General features: G+C 64.8%; 19 protein-coding genes. 8 read left to right on the top strand and 11 right to left on the bottom strand.

Annotated features, from left to right (window positions below; translation table 11 throughout):
* The first annotated feature begins 42 nt into the window (after positions 1 to 42).
* A complete protein-coding gene (locus BH95_RS02560; RefSeq protein WP_019667496.1) occupies positions 43 to 348 on the top strand; it encodes a type II toxin-antitoxin system VapB family antitoxin in 306 nt (101 codons plus the stop codon).
* Between the two features lie 18 nt (positions 349 to 366).
* Here the strand turns inward: BH95_RS02560 and hemW are convergent, their stop codons facing one another.
* Positions 367 to 1575 carry a radical SAM family heme chaperone HemW gene (gene hemW, locus BH95_RS02565; protein ID WP_037180887.1) on the bottom strand — a complete coding sequence of 403 codons (1209 nt, stop codon included), beginning with the start codon at positions 1573 to 1575 and terminating at the stop codon, positions 367 to 369.
* 400 nt (positions 1576 to 1975) lie between these two features.
* Between hemW and BH95_RS02570 the strand changes: the two genes are divergently transcribed.
* The 5 genes from BH95_RS02570 to BH95_RS02590 are packed head-to-tail and all read left to right on the top strand — an operon-like array spanning position 1976 to position 7412.
* Positions 1976 to 3709 (top strand): nitrite/sulfite reductase, encoded by a 1734-nt coding sequence (locus BH95_RS02570; RefSeq protein WP_020111635.1) that lies wholly within the window; start codon positions 1976 to 1978, stop codon positions 3707 to 3709.
* A complete protein-coding gene (locus tag BH95_RS02575) occupies positions 3706 to 4416 on the top strand; it encodes a phosphoadenylyl-sulfate reductase (RefSeq protein ID WP_019667499.1) in 711 nt (236 codons plus the stop codon). The genes BH95_RS02570 and BH95_RS02575 overlap by 4 nt, the downstream gene beginning before the upstream one ends.
* The gene (gene cysD, locus BH95_RS02580) at positions 4413 to 5348 is read left to right on the top strand and encodes a sulfate adenylyltransferase subunit CysD (protein ID WP_037180888.1); all 936 of its coding nucleotides are present in this window, start codon (positions 4413 to 4415) and stop codon (positions 5346 to 5348) included. Before BH95_RS02575 ends, cysD begins: the two co-directional genes overlap by 4 nt.
* 2 nt (positions 5349 to 5350) lie before the next feature.
* The gene (locus tag BH95_RS02585) at positions 5351 to 6655 is read left to right on the top strand and encodes a sulfate adenylyltransferase subunit 1 (RefSeq protein WP_019667501.1); all 1305 of its coding nucleotides are present in this window, start codon (positions 5351 to 5353) and stop codon (positions 6653 to 6655) included.
* A 1-nt stretch (position 6656) separates the two neighbouring features.
* Positions 6657 to 7412 carry a sirohydrochlorin chelatase gene (locus BH95_RS02590; protein ID WP_019667502.1) on the top strand — a complete coding sequence of 252 codons (756 nt, stop codon included), beginning with the start codon at positions 6657 to 6659 and terminating at the stop codon, positions 7410 to 7412.
* Here the strand turns inward: BH95_RS02590 and BH95_RS02595 are convergent.
* The 7 genes from BH95_RS02595 to BH95_RS02620 all read right to left on the bottom strand — a co-directional run bounded on the left by BH95_RS02595 (position 7373) and on the right by BH95_RS02620 (position 12614).
* A complete protein-coding gene (locus BH95_RS02595) occupies positions 7373 to 8044 on the bottom strand; it encodes a YoaK family protein (protein ID WP_020111637.1) in 672 nt (223 codons plus the stop codon). The two genes, BH95_RS02590 and BH95_RS02595, sit on opposite strands and share 40 nt — an antisense overlap.
* 177 nt (positions 8045 to 8221) lie before the next feature.
* Positions 8222 to 9289, bottom strand: a complete 1068-nt coding sequence (locus BH95_RS02600; protein ID WP_020111638.1) for a sulfate/molybdate ABC transporter ATP-binding protein — start codon at positions 9287 to 9289, stop codon at positions 8222 to 8224.
* Positions 9289 to 10089 (bottom strand): sulfate ABC transporter permease subunit CysW, encoded by an 801-nt coding sequence (gene cysW / locus BH95_RS02605; RefSeq protein ID WP_019667505.1) that lies wholly within the window; start codon positions 10087 to 10089, stop codon positions 9289 to 9291. Before cysW ends, BH95_RS02600 begins: the two co-directional genes overlap by 1 nt.
* Positions 10086 to 10931, bottom strand: a complete 846-nt coding sequence (gene cysT / locus BH95_RS02610; RefSeq protein WP_080733908.1) for a sulfate ABC transporter permease subunit CysT — start codon at positions 10929 to 10931, stop codon at positions 10086 to 10088. Before cysT ends, cysW begins: the two co-directional genes overlap by 4 nt.
* A gap of 5 nt (positions 10932 to 10936) precedes the next feature.
* Positions 10937 to 11959, bottom strand: coding sequence for a sulfate ABC transporter substrate-binding protein (locus BH95_RS02615; RefSeq protein WP_037180890.1), 1023 nt, complete (start codon positions 11957 to 11959; stop codon positions 10937 to 10939).
* Positions 11960 to 12159: 200 nt separating this feature from the next.
* Positions 12160 to 12261: an Ms4533A family Cys-rich leader peptide gene (locus BH95_RS29940; RefSeq protein WP_329955138.1), complete on the bottom strand. Its 102-nt coding sequence runs from the start codon at positions 12259 to 12261 to the stop codon at positions 12160 to 12162.
* A 134-nt stretch (positions 12262 to 12395) separates the two neighbouring features.
* Positions 12396 to 12614: a hypothetical protein gene (locus BH95_RS02620; protein WP_179275155.1), complete on the bottom strand. Its 219-nt coding sequence runs from the start codon at positions 12612 to 12614 to the stop codon at positions 12396 to 12398.
* An 84-nt stretch (positions 12615 to 12698) separates the two neighbouring features.
* On the opposite strand from BH95_RS02620, the gene BH95_RS02625 reads away from it, so the two are divergent.
* Complete coding sequence (locus tag BH95_RS02625; protein ID WP_019667509.1) at positions 12699 to 14741, top strand: glycoside hydrolase family 15 protein; 2043 nt, start codon at positions 12699 to 12701, stop codon at positions 14739 to 14741.
* Positions 14742 to 14799: 58 nt separating this feature from the next.
* On the opposite strand, the gene BH95_RS02630 is transcribed toward BH95_RS02625, so the two are convergent.
* Positions 14800 to 15804 carry a nitronate monooxygenase gene (locus BH95_RS02630; protein WP_037141676.1) on the bottom strand — a complete coding sequence of 335 codons (1005 nt, stop codon included), beginning with the start codon at positions 15802 to 15804 and terminating at the stop codon, positions 14800 to 14802.
* Positions 15805 to 15826: 22 nt separating this feature from the next.
* A complete protein-coding gene (gene lepA / locus BH95_RS02635) occupies positions 15827 to 17725 on the bottom strand; it encodes a translation elongation factor 4 (RefSeq protein WP_051127752.1) in 1899 nt (632 codons plus the stop codon).
* Between the two features lie 190 nt (positions 17726 to 17915).
* On the opposite strand from lepA, the gene BH95_RS02640 reads away from it, so the two are divergent.
* Complete coding sequence (locus tag BH95_RS02640; RefSeq protein WP_019664685.1) at positions 17916 to 18479, top strand: type II toxin-antitoxin system PemK/MazF family toxin; 564 nt, start codon at positions 17916 to 17918, stop codon at positions 18477 to 18479.
* Between the two features lie 9 nt (positions 18480 to 18488).
* Here the strand turns inward: BH95_RS02640 and BH95_RS02645 are convergent, their stop codons facing one another.
* Positions 18489 to 19259, bottom strand: a complete 771-nt coding sequence (locus BH95_RS02645) for an aquaporin (RefSeq protein WP_019664686.1) — start codon at positions 19257 to 19259, stop codon at positions 18489 to 18491.
* Positions 19260 to 19282 lie beyond the last annotated feature (23 nt).

The raw sequence follows: 19282 nt of genomic DNA on the forward strand, positions 1-19282 counted from the left end.
CTGTGGTGCGGTGACCTACTCGACTTCGACGACGTTCACCGCATGATCTTCAAGGGCGTACGCGACGGGAAGCCGTATCCGGAGCACGGTCTCTCTCTGCGGGACTGGTCCAAGATCCCGCCGAGGCAGCTGCGACTCGACGAGATCGTCACCACGACGAAGGTGCTCGAACTCGACAGACTCCTGTCCGAGGACTCCACGTTCTACGGCGACCTGTTCCCCCACGCCGTTCACTACCGGGGCGTGATCTACCTCGAGGACGGACTGCATCGTGCAGTGCGCGCTGCGCTCCGGAACCGGACCGTGTTGCACGCCCGCGTGTTCGACTACGACGTCCTCGGCGCCTGACGGTCCACACCCGACCGGTCAGGTCGCAATCGCCCTGACGACGGCGTCGGCGAGCAGGCGCCCACGGTCGGTCAGCACATAGCGTCCGTCCCCGAACGTCATGAGGCCGTCGGCAACCACCTGCGCTGCTGCACTGCGTTCCGTCTCGCTCAGCACATCGGCGGGAAGGCCGGTTCTCAACCGGATCTTCAACATCAGCTCTTCGAGGTGGCGATCGTCCGCCGTCAACCGTTCGCTGCCCGCGATCGGCAGAGCACCGGACGCCAGATCGTCCGCGTAGCGGGCCGGGTGCTTGACGTTCCAGAAGCGCGTGCCGCCGATGTGACTGTGCGCGCCTGGTCCGGCGCCCCACCAATCGCCGCCGTCCCAGTACCCGATGTTGTGCTTGCACTCCGCATCGGCGCCGGTCGCCCAGTTGGACACCTCGTACCAGTGCAGGCCGGCAGCGTCCAGCACCGCATCGATCCGCTCGTACCGGCCCGCGAGAACGTCGTCGTCGGGCATCGGGAGTTCTCCGCGCCGGACCTTGCGAGCCATCGCGGTTCCGTCCTCGACGATCAGCGCGTACGCGGACACATGGTCGACGCCTGCGTCGAGCACCGCGGCCAACGACGCGTCGAGGTCCTCGTCCCTCTCCCCCGGCGTTCCGTAGATGAGGTCCAGATTCACATGCTCGAAGCCTGCCTCGCGCGCCTCCTTCGCAGCCGCCACCGCCCGGCCGGGCGTGTGCGTGCGATCGAGAACGGCCAGTACGTGCTGGGCGGCGGACTGCATGCCGAGCGAGACCCGGGTGAACCCAGCGGCACGAAGATGCTCGAAGAACTGCGGCGACGTCGATTCCGGATTCGATTCCGTGGTGACCTCGCCTCCCTCGGTCAGGCCGAAGCTCGAGCGCACAGCGGCCAGCACGTCGGAAAGACCGGCTCCCCCGAGAAGAGAAGGCGTGCCGCCACCGACGAACACGGTGTCGGCCGTCGGAACGTGCCCGGAACGCGCGTCCATCACGGCGGCCGCAGCGTCGAGCTCGCGCCGCAGGCCGTCCATCCAGGACTCCGGCGATGCGGATGTCCCCAGCTCACCGGCGGTGTACGTGTTGAAATCGCAGTACCCGCAGCGCGTCGCACAGAACGGGACGTGGACGTAGATTCCGAACGGCCGCTGTCCGATTCCGTCGAACGCCTCGTCGGGCAGGTCGAGTGGGACGGGCGGGGCAGCGAGCAGGTTCACCGCTCCAGTGTCCCAGAAGTCGAGCGCACCGAATCACCTCGCGGGCTCGCAGCCTCGTGTCGGGAGCGCGCCGCGAGTTTCCGGCCCTCTGCCTGCCTATTTACCGAAAATCGTGGGTAAATAGCCCTGCTGCGGTCGGACCAGCAGGAATGACGTGGCACAATGGTCGGCGTGACTGACTCCGGGATCCCGCTCGTGGCGCGTCGCCACGTCGATCTCAAGCGTGTGTGCAGTTCCTCGTGTCCTTGTTGTCGAGTCTGTAGCTGAGCTCTGCGCCGGCCTGCTCGACCGAACACCCACACTCGAAGTCAGAACGATCCGTCCGGATGCGCGTGCACGCGGCGAGAACAAGCCCTCTCCCCGCGGCGGCCCGGAAGCCGATAGATCCAGGAGCACACCGATGTCGTCGACAACCGACGCGGCCACGTCCGCCGCTTCGTCCACGCCTGCGCGCGTCGCCCCCAGGGAGCGCACCGCCAGGCCGACCAAGCGCCGAGCCGAGGGCCAGTGGGCGCTCGGCTACCGCGAACCGCTCAACGCCAACGAGCAGTCCAAGAAGGACGACAACCCGCTGAACGTCCGCGCCCGCATCGAGAACATCTACTCGAAGCAGGGTTTCGACAGCATCGACAAGGGCGACCTGCGCGGTCGGTTCCGCTGGTGGGGTCTCTACACCCAGCGCGAGCAAGGCTACGACGGCACGTTCACCGGTGACGAGAACATCGACCTGCTCGAAGCCAAGTACTTCATGATGCGCATCCGCTGCGACGCGGGCGCACTGAACCTCGAACAGTTCCGCACGCTCGCCGGGATCTCCCAGGAATTCGCTCGCGACACCGCCGACCTGTCGGACCGCGAGAACGTCCAGTACCACTGGATCGAGGTCGAGAACGTCCCCGAGATCTGGCGTCGCATCGAGGCAGTCGGCCTGAAGACCACCGAGGCGTGCGGCGACTGCCCGCGTGTCGTCCTCGGATCCCCTCTCGCCGGCGAAGCCGTGGACGAGGTATTGGACCCGACGTCTGCCATCGACGAGATCGTCGAGCGCTACATCGGCAAGCCCGAGTACTCCAACCTCCCGCGCAAGTTCAAGACGGCCATCTCCGGCCTGCAGGACGTGGTGCACGAGATCAACGACTGCGCCTTCATCGGAGTCAACCACCCCGAGCACGGACCGGGACTGGACCTCTGGGTCGGCGGCGGACTGTCGACCAACCCCATGCTCGCCCAGCGCGTCGGCGTGTGGGTGCCGCTCGAGGACGTGCCGGACGTCTGGGAAGGCGTCGTCTCCATCTTCCGCGACTACGGATACCGCCGCCTGCGCACCAAAGCTCGCCTGAAGTTCCTGATCAAGGACTGGGGAATCGAGAAGTTCCGTCAGGTGCTCGAGGACGAATACCTGCACCGCAAGCTGATCGACGGCCCGGCGCCGGAAAAGCCTGCCCGCCCCCGCGACCACGTCGGCGTCCAGAAACTCAAGAACGGGCTCAACGCAGTCGGCGTCGCGCCGATCGCCGGCCGCATCTCCGGAACGATCATGGCCAAGGTCGCCGACGCAGCCGAGAAGGCCGGATCGGATCGTCTGCGGTTCACTCCCTACCAGAAGCTGATCGTCCTCGACGTCCCCGACGACAAGCTCGAGCAGCTCATCTCGGACCTCGACGCACTCGGACTGCCTGCCCGGCCGTCGCACTGGCGCAAGAACCTGATGGCCTGCAGTGGAATCGAGTTCTGCAAGCTGTCCTTCGCTGAAACTCGTAAGCGCTCACAGGTTCTCGTTCCGGACCTCGAGGCTCGCCTCGAGGACATCAATGCCCAGCTCGACGTACCGGTCACGATCAACATCAACGGCTGCCCCAACTCGTGCGCGCGCTCCCAGATCGCCGACATCGGATTCAAGGGAATGCTCGTCGACGACGGTGCCGGGAATCAGGTCGAGGGATTCCAGGTTCACCTAGGAGGCAGTCTCGGTCTGGACAGTGCGTTCGGCCGGAAGCTGCGCCAGCACAAGGTGAACAGCACCGAACTCGGTGACTACATCGAGCGAGTGGTGCGGAATTTCGTGAAGCACAGAGGCGAAGGCGAGCGGTTCGCTCAGTGGGCCGTGCGAGCAGACGAGGCGGATTTGCGATGACTACCAGACTGGACCTGTCGGTCGATCAGCTGAAATCGATCGCCGAGCGCGGCGCGAGGGAGTTGGACGGCGCCAATGCCGTCGAGCTGCTCGAGTGGACCGAACGAGAGTTCGGCAACGACTACATCGTGGCGTCCAACATGCAGGACGCCGTTCTCGTTCACCTCGCCGCGCAGGTACACCCGAACGTCGACGTCTTGTTCCTCGACACCGGCTACCACTTCGCGGAAACCATCGGCACTCGTGACGCCGTCGAGGCCGTGTACGGCGTCAACGTCATCAATGCGCGTGCCGAACAGACCGTGGCGCAGCAGGATTCGACAGAAGGCAAAGACCTGTTCGCACGCGAACCCAACCGATGCTGCGCACTGCGCAAGGTGGCTCCGCTACGCAAGGAACTCGCCAACTACAGCGCCTGGGTCACCGGTATCCGACGCGTGGAGGCACCTACCCGCGCCAACGCGCCCCTCGTCTCGTTCGACGATGCATTCGGCCTGGTGAAGATCAATCCGATCGCCGCGTGGTCCGATGACGACATGCAGCGCTACATCGACGAACACTCCATCCTCGTCAATCCACTCGTCGACGAGGGATATCCATCGATCGGGTGCGCGCCGTGCACCGTCAAACCTGCCCCCGGCGCCGATCCGCGTAGCGGTCGGTGGGCCGGCAAGGCCAAGACCGAATGTGGGTTGCACGCCTCATGACCGTGAACACAGCAACGGATCGCCCCCGTGTCGACAGCGCGCGCTTCGACACTCTCGACGCACTCGAGTCCGAGGCAATCCACATCTTCCGCGAGGTCGCAGGGGAATTCGAACGCCCGGTGATTCTGTTCTCCGGCGGTAAGGACTCCACGGTCCTGCTGCACCTGGCGATCAAGGCCTTCTGGCCGGCGCCGCTGCCGTTCGCGCTCCTCCACGTGGACACCGGGCACAATCTGCAGGAGGTGCTGGACTTCCGCGACTACGTCGTCGCGAAGTACAACCTGCGCCTGCACGTCGCGAAGGTCGAGGACTACCTCGCCGACGGCCGCCTCACCGAGCGTCCCGACGGCATTCGCAACCCCTTGCAGACCGTTCCCCTGCTCGACGCCATCTCCGAGAACCGCTTCGACGCGGTCTTCGGCGGCGCACGTCGCGACGAAGAGCGCGCTCGCGCGAAGGAACGGATCTTCTCGCTGCGCAACGCATTCGGCCAGTGGGACCCGAAGAAGCAGCGCCCCGAGTTGTGGAACCTCTACAACGGCAAACACTCCCCCGGTGAGCAAGTGCGCGTCTTCCCCCTCAGCAACTTCACCGAACTCGACATCTGGCGCTACATAGCGCGGGACAACGTCGAACTGGCGAGCATCTACTACGCCCATCAGCGCCCGGTCTACCAGCGCGACGGCATGTGGATGACCCCGGGCGTGTGGGGCGGTCCGACGGAAGCCGAAGAGCTGCAGACACTGTCGGTGCGCTACCGCACCGTGGGCGACGGATCCACCACGGGCGCCGTCCTGTCCGACGCCGCGGACAACGAGGCCATCCTCTCGGAGGTGGCCGCATCCCGCCTCACCGAACGTGGCGCCACCCGAGGCGACGACCGCGTCTCCGAGGCAGCCATGGAAGACCGCAAGCGCGAAGGATACTTCTGAGCATGTCCACATCTGGTTCGCAGCTTCTTCGCCTCGCCACCGCCGGTAGCGTCGACGACGGTAAATCGACACTCGTCGGACGGTTGCTGTACGACACGAAATCGGTGCTGGCAGACCAGATCGACGCCGTCACCCGGGCGTCGGTCGACCGTGGCCTGAGCACACCCGACCTGTCGCTACTGGTGGACGGCCTCCGAGCCGAACGCGAGCAGGGCATCACGATCGACGTCGCGTACCGCTACTTCGCCACGCCTGCACGGTCTTTCGTGCTCGCCGACACTCCCGGCCATGTTCAGTACACACGCAACACGGTGTCCGGTGCGTCGACGGCGCAGTTGGTGATTCTGCTGGTCGACGCCCGCAAAGGTGTCATCACACAAACTCGTCGTCACGCTGCTGTTCTGGCGCTCCTCGGTGTGCCGAAGCTGGTTCTCGCGGTCAACAAGATCGACCTCGTCGAGGATCCGGCTCAGGTGTTCGCGGACATCTCGGCCGAGTTCAACTCGCTCACATCGTCACTCGGATGGGCGTCGGAGGACGTCGTCGAGATTCCGGTGTCCGCGCTGCACGGTGACAACGTCGCGGTCCGGTCGACCAACACTCCGTACTACGACGGCCCCACGCTCATAGAGCACCTCGAATCCGTTCCCGTCGACGCCGAGCCCCATCGCGTCGGCCTGCGGTTCCCGGTGCAGTACGTCATCCGTCCACGGACGGCCGACTTCCCCGATTACCGCGGTTACGCGGGCCAGGTCGCGGCAGGAGCCGTCACCCCCGGGGACGAGGTGGTCGTGTTGCCTTCCGGAACCCGTACCACCGTCGAGCGAATCGACACGGCCGACGGAGAACTCGATTCCGCACACGCAGGGCGCAGCGTCACGCTGATCCTCGCCGACGACGTCGACGTCTCCCGAGGCGACACCATCGTCTCGCCGCAGGACGCTCCCGAGCCGATCGGCGAATTCGACGCCACCGTCTGCTGGCTCGCCGAGAAGCCCCTGCGTCCCGGTGCCCGCCTGCTGCTCAAGCACGGCACACGCACCACCCAGGCCATCGTCGGCACACTCGTCGAGAAGTTCGACGAGCAGAACCTCACGGCCGATCCTTCACCGGAATCGTTGGAGCTGAACGACATCGGACGCATCTCGGTGCGTGTCGCCGAGCCGATCGTCGCCGACGACTATGCCGTCAACCGGCACACGGGAAGCTTCCTGCTCATCGATCCCTCCGGCGGCAACACTCTTGCTGCCGGCCTCGTCGGCGACGCCCTGTCCGCGGTCGAGCTGGGGGAATCGGTACCGGCCTGACATGAGCGTCCTGATCGCCGTCGCCCACGGCAGTCGCGATCCGCGTTCCGCGGAAACCGTTGCTGCTGTGGTCGACGGCGTTCGACTTCGCCGTCCGGATCTGGACGTGCGGGTGGCGTATCTCGATCTGACCGAGCCTGCTGTCGGCACCGTCATCGGTGAGGTTGCGGCCGAGGGACATTCGTCCGCGGTCGTGGTTCCGCTCCTGCTCGGCAGCGCGTTCCATGCGCGCGTCGATCTTCCGGGCATACTCGACGCGGCGCGCGTCCGATACCCGTGGATGACGTTCACTCAGGCCGATGTACTCGGTGACGATTCGCGGCTGGTCGACGTGCTCCGCGCACGCGTACTGGGCACCGGCGTCGACCGTGACGACCCCGACGTCGCCGTTGCCGTCGCCGCCGTCGGATCCTCGGATTCGCTTGCAAATCGACGCACTCGCACGTTGGCGTCACGTCTTCTGGTCGGAACCGAATGGTCGGGTGCGCAGGTCTGCTTCGCGACCGGGGTCGAATCCCCGCCTGCCGACGCCGTCGCGCGGCTGACAGCGGCGGGGCCCCGCCGAGTCGTCGTAGCCCCGTGGTTTCTCGCGCCGGGCTTGCTCATCGACAGAGTGTTCGGTGCGTTCGACAACTCGGCCCTACGTGCCGATGTGCTCGGCGACCACCCGCTCGTCGCGGACGTGGTGTCGTCCAGGTTCGACGAGGCACCGCGATATCAACCGAGAATCGACGAGTCCTCCACCGTCCGCCGGTAGGTGTAGAGCGTGGTGACCGCGCAGACGACGGTGGCGGCGATCAGCACCTGAGGGCCGGTGATGGCCAGGCTCATGATTCCGCCGACGAGAGCGCCGAGACTGAACGCTGCGTAGAGCAGGAAGTATTCGAGCCAGTCCTTGACCGATCCGCCGCTGATGTGACGCTCGATCCCCTGCCCCATCTTCACCAATGTTCCTGTGACGTAACTCAGCGGGATCGACACTTCACCATTCTTCACGAACGACGTGTTGAGCGCGCCCATTGCGAAGGAGATGAACAGGATCGGCACGAACTGCACCTGCGGAGCGCTCCATCCGCTCATCACGACGTCGACCACGGATGCGATCGCCAACGCGATGGTGGTGAGTACGGTTGCGCCGTGTGGATGATCGCGCCAGACGTGGCGCCGACACAGCGACGCGATGACGACGCCTGCGACGAACGTCAGGATCAGCAGAATCGCTGCAGCGGCCATGGCGTTCTCACCTCGGAAGAATCCGACCGCGCCGCGCTCGGTGTTTCCCGTCATGAACGTCACGAAGTATCCACCGGTGTTGGTGAACGCTGCGGCACCGACCAACCCGGCGAGGCCGGCGAGCACCCAGGACAGTCGGGCGTGAGAGCTGAACATTTCTCGCATGTACCCCGACGGTAGCGGGGCCTATCCCGAGGTTCCCGGTGGAATTCGTCACGGTGGGCGTAGCGGTGCGACCACGTCACGTGGAGATGCGATTATCACGGACTGCCGTTACAGTCCCGGCGCGCGTGCGCCGGGACCGTGACGCCATGGAGCCGAAATCCGTTGCTGCTAGCTGGAAGTGGCACTCTCCAGCGGATCCGTCTGCACGGCATCACCCGTCGGCGCGATCTCCGGGATCCTCGTCGCTCTGGCGTACACGGTTTCGCCGGGGTTCAGCTGCAGCGCTTCACTGTCGCCGCGGGTGATCTGCGCCGCGAACAATTCTCCGGTGGCCGCGTTCTGGAGTTCGACCTTCACCTCGAACCCGAGATGCACGACACGCTGGACGACGGCGCGCGTGACGCCTGCGGATTCGGCGGTCCCGTTCTCCTGAGCGAGAGCCAGCGACGGGTCTCGGCCGACCCGGATGTCGTGCGGGCGAACCAGTTGACCGTTGAGCTTGGCAACCTGCCCGAGGAACGACATGACGAAATCGTTGCCCGGACGGTCGTAGAGATCCTCGGGCGAACCGACCTGTTCTATGCGCCCCTTGTTGAGAACGGCGATCCGGTCGGCGACGTCGAGCGCCTCTTCCTGATCGTGCGTCACCAGGACGGTGGTGACGTGCACTTCGTCGTGCAGCCGCCGCAGCCACGTGCGCAGGTCCTCACGGACCTTCGCGTCGAGTGCACCGAAAGGCTCGTCGAGAAGCAGGACCTGAGGGTCGACGGCAAGGGCCCGTGCCAATGCCATGCGCTGGCGTTGACCACCGGACAGCTGTGCAGGGAATCGAGTCTGGAAACCCGCCAGTCCGACGATCTCGAGCAAGTCGTCGACCTTGCGTTTGATCTCGTCCTTGGGACGCTTCCTGATCTTCAGACCGAACGCGACGTTGTCCCGGACGCTGAGGTGCTTGAACGCGGCGTAGTGCTGGAAGACGAACCCGATCTCGCGCTTCTGGGGGCTGATCCACGTCACGTCCTGCCCACCGAGTACGACCTGGCCGGAGTCCAACTGTTCCAGACCGGCAATCGATCTCAGGAGCGTCGACTTGCCGGAACCGCTCGGCCCGAGCAGCGCGGTCAACGAACCCTTGGGGATGTCGATGCTGACGTTGTCGAGGGCCGCGAAGTCGCCGTAGTGCTTGTTGGCACCGATGACGGAGATCTCGATGTCGTCCGATTTCTGTACGGTCATTACTTCGTCCTCTTCTTGTCGAGGGTCGTCATCAGCAACAGCACGATGACGGCGATTGCCATGAGGAGCGTCGATGCCGCATAGGCGCCCTGCTGGTTGAAGTCCTCGTACCTCGAATGAACCAACAGCGTCAGGGTCTGCGAGATGCCGGGAAGGTTGGTGGACACCATGATCACAGCACCGAACTCACCGAGCGAACGTGCGACGGTCAACACGATCCCGTAGGTAAGACCCCAACGGATGGCGGGCAGGGTGATGCGCCAGAACGTCTGCAACGACGACGCGCCCAACGTCGACGCGGCTTCTTCCTGCTCCTCGCCGATCTCGTACAGAACCGGCTCCACCTCGCGAACCACGAACGGCAGCGTCACGAAGATGGTCGCGATGACCATGCCTGGAAGCGCGAAGATGACCGTGAAACCCAGGGTTTCGAGTCCACCGAACCAACCGTTCGCACCCCACAACAGGATCAGTGCCACACCGATGACGACGGGTGACACCGCGAACGGAAGGTCGACTATCGCTTCGAGCACGCCTTTGCCGCGGAACCGACCGCGAACCAGAGCGAGCGCGGTGATGACACCGAAGACCACGTTCACCGGCACGACGATCGCCACGATCAGCAGCGACAGCTGCAAGGCGGATTGCGCTGCCGGAGTGGTGATCAACCCCCAGAACTCGAGGAAGCCGTTCTCGAACGTGCGGTACAGAATGGCACCGAGCGGGAACAGCACGAGGGCAGCGAGATACAGCAACGCAATCGACCGGAGCGACAGCTTGACCGGTAATCCGATCCTCATCGAATCTGCTCCTCACGACGTGCCAGGCGATTGCCGACGATGCGCAGGACGAACAGAACCACGAACGCGAAAGCAAGCAACACGACCGAGATCGCGGCGGCGTCGACGGTCTGGTCGTACTCGATCAACTCGCGAATGTACTGCGAGGCGATCTGCGTGTCGCCCGGAATGTTGCCACCGATCAGCACGACCGAGCCGAATTCACCGATGGCCCTAGCGAAGGCGAGTCCGGTTCCGGTCAGCACGGACGGGAGCAGAACCGGCAGAATGATCGACCTGAAGATCGTCCAGTTGTTCGCGCCCAACGACGCCGCAGCTTCCTCGACCTCTTGATCCAACTCGATCAACACGGGCTGCACGGCACGAACCACGAACGGCAGGGTGACGAACAGCAGTGCGACGACCACTGCGGGCTTGGTCGCGTTGAACACCAGGCCGATCGGGCTCGCCGGCCCGTACAGCGACAGCAGAACGAGACTCGCCACGATTGTCGGCAGCGCGAACGGGAGATCGATCAACGCGTTCACGAACCGCTTGCCGGGGAACTCGTCACGAACGAGGACCCACGCGATGAGAGTCCCGAGCACCATGTTCACCACCGCCGCAGCGACCGAGACGATCAGGGTCACCTCGAACGTCGCGATCGCGCGAGGTGCCGTGACCGCATCCCAGAAGCCGACGATGCCGTCGTCGAACGATTTCACGGTGAGCGCGGCGAGCGGCAGCAGCACGATGATGCTGAGCCACAACACCGCGACCCCGAGGCCGAGGGGTCCGACGGACCCCGGGCCACGAAACTTTCTGCCCCTACGTGGCGCGGGGTCGGTACGCGTCGTCGACATGGTGGTTATTTGGTGTTCTCTTTGTAGATCGTCGTGATTGCGCCGGTGTCACCGAAGAGTTCGGCGTCCACGACGTCCCAGCCACCGAGATCGTCGATGGTGCGCAGGTTCTGCGGGGTGAAGAACTTGTCCGAGAACTCGGCGGCGATCTCCGGGTTGGTCGGGCGGAAGCCGGACTCGGCCCAGATGCGCTGGCCCTCGTCGGTGTAGATGAAGTCGTTGAGGGCGTTGGCCTTCTCCAGCTGTGAGCTCGAGTTCACGACGGCGACCGGGTTGTCGATTCGGAAGGTGTCGGCCACATCGACGTGCTCGACGGGCTGGCCCTGCTCCTCGATCAGCAGCGCTTCGTTCTCGTAGCTCAGCAACACGTCACCCTGTCCCTGCAGGAACGCCTCCGTGGCGGCGCGGCCCGATTCCGGCTGCACCGGAAAGTGTCCGGACACGAGCTGCTGGACGTAGTCGAGACCTGCCTGCTTGTCCTGACCGCCGTTGCTCTTGGCTGCGTACGGCGCCAGAAGGTTCCACTTGGCCGAACCGGAGCTGAGCGGGCTCGGGCTGATCACCTGAACGTCCGGCTTCAGCAGATCGTCCCAGGTCTGAATGTTCTTGGGGTTGCCCTCGCGCACCACCAGGGTCACGACCGAGCCGAAAGGCACACCGCCGTAAGCGTTCTCGTTCCAGTTCTCGTCGACCTTGCCGGCCTTCACGAGGCGCGTGACATCCGGCTCGACGGAAAAGTTCACGATGTCCGCCGGAGCACCGTCGGCAACCTTGCGAGACTGATTGCCCGACGCACCGTAATCGGCGTTGATGGCGGTGTCCGTGCCGCCCTCGGTGGCCTCGAACGCAGGCCCGATGGCGTCCCACCCGTTCTTCGGCACCGCGTATCCGACGAGCGTCAGTGTCGAACCGCTGCTCGACCCGCCTTCGGCTCCGACGGTATCGCTCGATCCTCCGCCGCATGCGGCGAGAACAAGCGTTCCCACGGCAGCGAAAGTGGTGAGCAGGTATCGAGAGTTGAGCCTCATCGAGAAGTGCCTTTCATCGAATGTGAATCTGATTGGTCGTTGACGAGATCCGTAGAACAATCGAAGACCGCGCCCACCTGCGTCGCTCTTACCCAGCCGATGGCACGGTGAAGCGTCCGTGGCGCACGCACGAGGAATCCGAGACCTCGTAGCGCACATTTGTCAGCCGCAGGAAGGTAAGGTCCGGTCAGGCGGGCGAATCAGGACGCGGATCGACAACAGTCGATATCCGCGACTGCAAGCATGCCGACCGCGATCAACGCCAGTTCATGGCGGACCCGGTACTCGGCAGCGGCAGACACGGACAGAAATCTAGCAGAGGAACCCGGCGGACTCTAATTGCGCGGGCACGCGTGCGATCACCTGGTCAGAAACCATGCCAGAACGACGAGTACGAGCAGTGCGATCAGGGCCAGCGTGACCCTCGACTTCGGCATCAATGACCTTCCGCAACGGGCGACTCGGACGCATCCTTCTCGGCACGCGCGTCACGTCCGAGGGCATGGAGCACAGCAGCCAGAACTCGATCGAACACCCGAGCCGATCCCAGCGCAGCCGGAACTAAAACGAGCAGGACGACGAGCGACTGCGGCACGAATGGCAGCCCGGTGATCCACAGCTCGATCCCGTCCCACCACGTTGCCACTGCATGCACGAACCTCAGCCTAGAGGGCACGTGCGCCACGCCGAAAATCGCCACCGGTGGACGCCGGGCACCGGTGGCGTCGATGATTGAGCGATGACGGCCTTCGACGAACGTTCCACCGTGGTGCCCGTGCCCGACGATTCGATTCCCCGACCAGGCTCTCCCGACGGCGACGGCCTTGACCCGCAGGGAGTGTTGTCGAGTACCGAAGCGCCGGTGTCGACCATCACCACCGGCCGAAGCGCATTTCCTCCGATCGATGATTACGCGTTTCTCTCCGACTGCGAGACAACGTGCCTGATCGCTCGCAACGGCTCCGTCGAGTGGATGTGCGTTCCCCGTCCCGACTCCCCCAGCATTTTCGGTGCCGTTCTCGATCGGAGCGCCGGACACTTCCGCGTCGGCCCCTACGGCCAATCGGTTCCCGCCGCGCGCCGCTACCTGCCCGGTGGATTGATCGTCGAGACCACGTGGCAGACCGAGACGGGCTGGCTCGTCGTCCGTGATGCATTGGTGATGGGGCCCTGGCACAACACCGATCAACGCTCACGAACACACAAGCGGGCCCCGTCGGACTGGGATGCGGAACACATTCTGCTGCGCACCGTCAAGTGTGTCAGCGGCACCGTCGAACTCGAGATGAGTTGCGAGCCGGCGTTCGACTACCACCGCGCGCCCGCCCGCTGGGAGTACACGGGAAAGGTGTACGAGGAGGCGACGGCGACGTGCGAGGCCAGCTCGGTCGGTGACCAACCGACGTTGAAGCTCACCACCAACCTCCGGATCGGCATCGAGGGTCGCGAGGCGCGCGCACGCACCCGAATGACCGAGGGCGACAACATCTTCGTGGCACTGTCCTGGTCGGATCTGCCCGCACCGCAGACGTTCGAGGAAGCGGCGGACAAGATGTGGCGCACGTCCGAGTGCTGGCGCCAGTGGATCACCATCGGCCGCTTCCCCGATCACCCGTGGCGCGGCTACCTGCAGCGCAGCGCGCTCGCCCTGAAGGGGTTGACGTACGCACCCACCGGCGCCCTGCTGGCGGCGTCGACGACGTCGTTGCCGGAGACTCCTGGAGGAGAACGCAACTGGGACTATCGCTATGCGTGGGTACGCGATTCGACGTTCGCCCTGTGGGGGCTCTACACCCTCGGACTCGACCGTGAGGCGAACGACTTCTTCTCGTTCATGTCCGACGTGTCGATGACCGAGGACGGCAAAGCCAATCCGCTGCAGGTGATGTACGGCATCGGCGGCGAGAAGACGCTGGAGGAAAGCGAGCTGTCCCACCTGTCCGGGTACGACGGCGCAAAGCCGGTCCGAATCGGCAACGGTGCCTACAACCAGGAGCAGCACGACATCTGGGGCACCATGCTGGATTCGGTGTACCTGCACGTCAAGTCACGCGAACACGTTCCGGAGTCTCTGTGGCCGCTGCTCAAGCGTCAGGTCGAGGAGGCCATCGCCAACTGGCGGAAACCGGACCGCGGCATCTGGGAGGTGCGCGGCGAGCCGCAGCACTTCACCTCGTCGAAGGTGATGTGTTGGGTGGCGCTCGATCGGGGCGCGAAGCTCGCGTCCATCCACGGCGAGACCGACTACGCGGACCAGTGGAACGAGATCGCCGACGAGATCAAGGCCGACATTCTCGAACACGGCGTCGACGACCGCGGTGTGCTGACGCAGCGGTACGGACACGAGTCGCTCGATGCCTCCCTGCTGCTGGTTCCGCTGCTTCGCTTCCTCCCCGCGGACGATCATCGCGTGCGGGCAACGGTCCTGGCGATCGCCGACGAACTGACCGTCGACGGCTTGGTCCTGCGGTACATGGTGGACACCACCGACGACGGTCTGGAGGGCGAGGAGGGAACGTTCACCATCTGCTCGTTCTGGCTCGTGTCCGCGCTCGTCGAGATCGGTGAGCTCGCCCGCGCGAAGCACCTGTGCGAACGGTTGTTGGGGTACGCCAGCCCGCTCAAGCTCTACGCGGAGGAAATCGACGCGAGGTCGGGACGGCACCTGGGCAACTTCCCGCAGGCATTCACTCACCTGGCGCTGATCAACGCGGTCGTCCACGTGATCCGCGCGGAGGAAGCCCAGGCCGCCGGCCACTTCCAGCCGGCACACACCAACTGACGTGCGTGGAAATGTAGGCCCAGGCCTACATTTTCCACCCACAACGACAGTGGTCGACTCACTGCAACTGGGTCGCCCATTCCGCCATCAGGTCCGTCGCCGACGCCGCGCGTGCGCGTCGGTGACCGGTTCCGGCCCACATCGACAGCGCCGACGGGTCCCCGGCTGCACCGGACTTCGCGCGCATCGGAGCGGTCAGGTAGTGCAGGTCCGGGTACGCGAGCGGGGCGTCACCGGAGTGATCTCGCATGAACTCGTTGACGATTCCGCGCGCGGGGCGTCCCGAGAATGCGCGGGTCACGGCGGTCTCTTCGGTGGCGGTCAGCTGCTCTCGGTGGACCGGTCGCGTTCCCGCTTCGGCCGTGTTCAGAAACGCCGTGCCCAGCTGAGCAGCGTGCGCCGCTCCGGATTTCAACAGCGGTGCAACGTCGTTGCCGTCCATCAGGCCGCCCGCAGCGATACGAGGCAGAGCGGACGCCCGCCGCACCACCTCGAGCAGCTCCGCCAACGGTTCCTCGGGAGCCGAGCCGTCGAAGCTTCCGCGGTGTCCACCGGCCTCGGGACCTTGGACGATCAGCGCGTCGACGCCGTTGGCCTCGGCTTCCTCGGCTTCGCGTGCGGAGGTCACCGTGCACCACACTTCGGTGCCGACCTCGTGGAGAGCGGCAACTTCCGCCGTGTCGAACGTCCCGAACGTACTCGACACGAGTGGAACCGGATTCTGCACCAGCCAGCGGAACTTCTCCGGGTAGAAATCGTCACGCCTGGTCAGTTCACCGCGTGGAGCGTCGTACTTCTCCAGCCACGGTGCGATTCGATCGGCGTACGCGTCGACATCAGCACCGGAGGGGTCGTCGGGAAGGAACAGGTTGACGCCGAACAGGACCTCTCGCAGCGAATCCACCTTCGCCGCGAAAGCGTCCAGGTCGAGCAGTGCGCCGGCCAGCATGCCGAGGCCTCCGGCCCGCGAGACCGCGGCAGCCAGCTCAGGAGTGGACGGTCCGCCTGCCATCGGCGCACTGATGATCGGAATGGTCAGTTCGTTCAGGAGTCTCGTCGTCACACTCCGTGAAACTACTCCGTGACTATTTCTTGGGCTTGTCCGCCGACGACTCCGAGGACAGTGCAGCGACGAATGCTTCCTGCGGCACGTCCACGCGACCGATCGTCTTCATGCGCTTCTTGCCTTCCTTCTGCTTCTCGAGCAGTTTGCGCTTACGGCTGATGTCACCGCCGTAGCACTTGGCGAGAACGTCCTTACGGATCGCTCGAATGTTCTCGCGGGCAATGATTCTGGATCCGATCGCAGCCTGGATGGGCACCTCGAACTGCTGACGAGGAATCAGTTCCTTGAGTTTGGTCGTCATCTTGTTGCCGTACGCGGCTGCGGCGTCCTTGTGCACGATCGCCGAGAACGCGTCGACGGCCTCGCCCTGCAGCAGGATGTCGACCTTGACGAGCGCCGCACTCTGCTCGCCGACCTCCTCGTAGTCGAGGCTGGCGTAGCCGCGGGTGCGCGACTTCAGGATGTCGAAGAAGTCGAAGATGATCTCGGCCATGGGGATGGTGTAGCGGAGCTCGACACGCGTTTCGGACAGGTAATCCATGCCGCCGAGCTCGCCACGCCTCCCCTGGCACAGTTCCATGATGGATCCGATGAACTCGCTCGGGGAGATGATGGTGCACTTGACCATCGGCTCGAACACGTCGCGTGTCTTGCCTTCCGGCCAGTACGACGGGTTGGTCACGATGTGCTCGGCGCCGTCCTCCATCTCCACTCGGTATACCACGTTGGGTGAGGTGGAGATCAGGTCCAGGTTGAACTCCCGCTCGAGACGCTCGCGGGTGATCTCCATGTGCAGCAGACCGAGGAAGCCGCAACGGAAACCGAAGCCGAGCGCCACGGACGTCTCGGGCTCGTAGGTCAGTGCTGCGTCGTTCAGCTGCAGCTTTTCGAGTGCATCGCGCAGGTCCGGATAGTCGGACCCGTCGAGGGGATAGAGCCCGGAGTACACCATCGGCCGCGGCTCGCGGTATCCGGTCAGAGGTTCCGTCGCGCCCTTGCGTGCCGTGGTGACGGTGTCACCGACCTTCGACTGACGCACATCCTTGACGCCCGTGATGAGGTACCCCACCTCGCCGACGCCCAGGCCCTTGGTCGCCTTCGGATCCGGCGACACGATGCCGACCTCGAGAAGCTCGTGTGTCGACCCCGTCGACATCATCGTGACCTTCTCACGAGGATTCAACGCACCATCGACGACACGAACATAGGTCACGACGCCGCGGTACGTGTCGTAGACGGAGTCGAAGATCATCGCGCGGGCCGGGCCGTCGGCGTCACCGACGGGAGCAGGCACCTGCTTGACGACCTCGTTCAGCAACTCCTCGACACCGACACCCGTTTTGCCCGACACGCGCAGGACGTCGTCCGGCTCGCAGCCGATGATGTGAGCGATCTCCGCGGCATAGCGATCCGGATCGGCAGCAGGCAGGTCGATCTTGTTGAGCACAGGAATGATCGTCAGCTCTTTGTCGAGCGCCAGGTACAGGTTCGCGAGCGTCTGAGCCTCGATACCCTGCGCTGCGTCGACGAGCAGAACAGCACCCTCACACGCCTCGAGAGCACGAGACACCTCGTACGTGAAGTCGACGTGACCAGGTGTGTCGATCAGGTGGAGAACGAACTCTTCACCATCGACGACCCACGGCAGGCGCACGTTCTGCGCCTTGATCGTGATGCCACGTTCACGCTCGATGTCCATGCGGTCGAGGTACTGAGCACGCATCGACCGATCGTCGACGACGCCCGTGAGCTGCAGCATCCGGTCAGCCAGCGTCGACTTGCCGTGGTCGATGTGGGCAATGATGCAGAAGTTCCTGATCCGTGCGGGGTCAGTGAACGTCGTGTCGGCGAAGCTGGGCACTCGTATCCTTTGCTGGCGCTTGCAAGAGAGAACCCGACTATCGTCCCACAGGCCCATTCCACAGCCTCCACTCCCGCCCGCCCCCACCAAGGTCGTTCCGCAGGCTCCACTCCCACCCACCCCACCAAGGTCGTTCCGCAGGCTCCACTCCCGCCCGCCCCCCAAGGTCGTTCCGCAGGCTCCACTCCCGCCCGCCCATGTCCTGGCTCGACGGGTTCCGCGGGCCGGGTCGCTAAACTCGACGCTCATGGCGGGCAACTGGAGCAAATTGGGCAAGCAACTCGGGAAAATTGCGCTACGGGAGGGCCCGAGACTGTTTCGCCAATTGCAGAATTCCGGCGCCCTGCAGAAGGGCAAGGACGCGATTGCCGGGAACTCGTCGCCGGCACCCGGCCCCACGCCGGGTCGCCCGGTGGCGTCGAAGACCGTTCCGACGGCCCATCGAGCGCGTCGGGTCGAGTACTCCCCCGATCTCGACGGCAAGGCCGATCCCGGTGAGATCGTGTGGACGTGGGTCACGTACGAGGAGGATGCGAGTCAGGGCAAGGACCGCCCGGTGCTCGTCGTCGGCCGTGACGGACAGACCCTTCTCGGGTTGATGCTGTCCAGCCAGGACAAGCGCGACGGTGACCCGGATTGGGTGTCGATCGGGTCGGGGTCGTGGGATGCGGAAGGTCGGCCGAGTTGGATCAGGCTCGACCGTGTTCTCGACGTGCCGGAGAGCGGCATCCGGCGTGAGGGCGCCATCCTGGCCAAGGGAAAGTTCGACGCCGTCGCCGCCCGTCTGCGTAAGGATTACAGCTGGTCCTGACCGGCACGGTCAGGAGTCGAGCCTGTCGTACCGTCCGAACACTCCGCGGTACATCAGCGCGCCGAGCGCGCCGCCGATCAGAGGGAACACGATGAACACCCAGAGCTGACCGAGTGCGCCCGGTTGCCAGGGTGCGACGGCCAGGCTGCGAGCCGGGTTCACCGATGTGTTGTCGATCGGGATCGACACGAGGTGGATCACGACGAGAGTGAACCCGATCGACACTCCGGCGAGCGGAACATCGGAGATCTGATCGGTCGACGCGAGAACGACGAACACCAGCAGCGCCGTCAGCAGCACTTCGACGAGGATGGCCGCGCCGATGCCGTATCCGTTCTCGAGGATGCCTCCGAGGGGTCCCTCGATCGCCGACGGGCTGTGCGGGCCCCACCCGTTGGCGCCGAGACCGTTCACCGCACGGTCGTAGGAGGGCAGGCTGTTCGCGACAGCGAACAGCACGGCACCCGCGATCAGGGCGCCCACGATCTGCGCGACGATGTAGAGCGCCGCGGCCTTCGCAGTCAGCTTGCCCAGCAACGCCTGTCCGACGGTGACCGCCGGGTTGACGTGGCATCCCGATATCGGCCCGATCGCGTAGACCAGGAAGAGCAGCGTCAGGCCGAAGGCCAACGCCACACCGAGGTTGCCGACCTTGTCGCCGGCGAACACCGCCGTCCCGACGGCGGTGAACACGAGGACGAACGTGCCTATCGCTTCGGCCACGCATTTCTTCGTGTCCGAGATGACTTCCGGTTCGACGTACTCCTGTGCGGTCGACATTGCCCACCCCTGCTCGATAGGAC

Origin of the sequence: Rhodococcoides fascians A44A, from assembly GCF_000760735.1 — a bacterium.
GTDB classification, from domain to species: domain Bacteria; phylum Actinomycetota; class Actinomycetes; order Mycobacteriales; family Mycobacteriaceae; genus Rhodococcoides; species Rhodococcoides fascians_E.

Coding starts and splice junctions, on each gene's coding strand:
- BH95_RS02560 (WP_019667496.1), top strand. CDS start 43: ATGATCTTCAAGGGCGTACGCGACGGGAAGCCGTATCCGGAGCACGGT.
- BH95_RS02570 (WP_020111635.1), top strand. CDS start 1,976: ATGTCGTCGACAACCGACGCGGCCACGTCCGCCGCTTCGTCCACGCCT.
- BH95_RS02575 (WP_019667499.1), top strand. CDS start 3,706: ATGACTACCAGACTGGACCTGTCGGTCGATCAGCTGAAATCGATCGCC.
- cysD (WP_037180888.1), top strand. CDS start 4,413: ATGACCGTGAACACAGCAACGGATCGCCCCCGTGTCGACAGCGCGCGC.
- BH95_RS02585 (WP_019667501.1), top strand. CDS start 5,351: ATGTCCACATCTGGTTCGCAGCTTCTTCGCCTCGCCACCGCCGGTAGC.
- BH95_RS02590 (WP_019667502.1), top strand. CDS start 6,657: ATGAGCGTCCTGATCGCCGTCGCCCACGGCAGTCGCGATCCGCGTTCC.
- BH95_RS02595 (WP_020111637.1), bottom strand. CDS start 8,044: ATGTTCAGCTCTCACGCCCGACTGTCCTGGGTGCTCGCCGGCCTCGCC.
- BH95_RS02600 (WP_020111638.1), bottom strand. CDS start 9,289: ATGACCGTACAGAAATCGGACGACATCGAGATCTCCGTCATCGGTGCC.
- cysW (WP_019667505.1), bottom strand. CDS start 10,089: ATGAGGATCGGATTACCGGTCAAGCTGTCGCTCCGGTCGATTGCGTTG.
- cysT (WP_080733908.1), bottom strand. CDS start 10,931: ATGTCGACGACGCGTACCGACCCCGCGCCACGTAGGGGCAGAAAGTTT.
- BH95_RS02615 (WP_037180890.1), bottom strand. CDS start 11,959: ATGAGGCTCAACTCTCGATACCTGCTCACCACTTTCGCTGCCGTGGGA.
- BH95_RS02625 (WP_019667509.1), top strand. CDS start 12,699: ATGACGGCCTTCGACGAACGTTCCACCGTGGTGCCCGTGCCCGACGAT.
- lepA (WP_051127752.1), bottom strand. CDS start 17,725: ATGGGCCTGTGGGACGATAGTCGGGTTCTCTCTTGCAAGCGCCAGCAA.
- BH95_RS02640 (WP_019664685.1), top strand. CDS start 17,916: ATGGCGGGCAACTGGAGCAAATTGGGCAAGCAACTCGGGAAAATTGCG.
- BH95_RS02645 (WP_019664686.1), bottom strand. CDS start 19,259: ATGTCGACCGCACAGGAGTACGTCGAACCGGAAGTCATCTCGGACACG.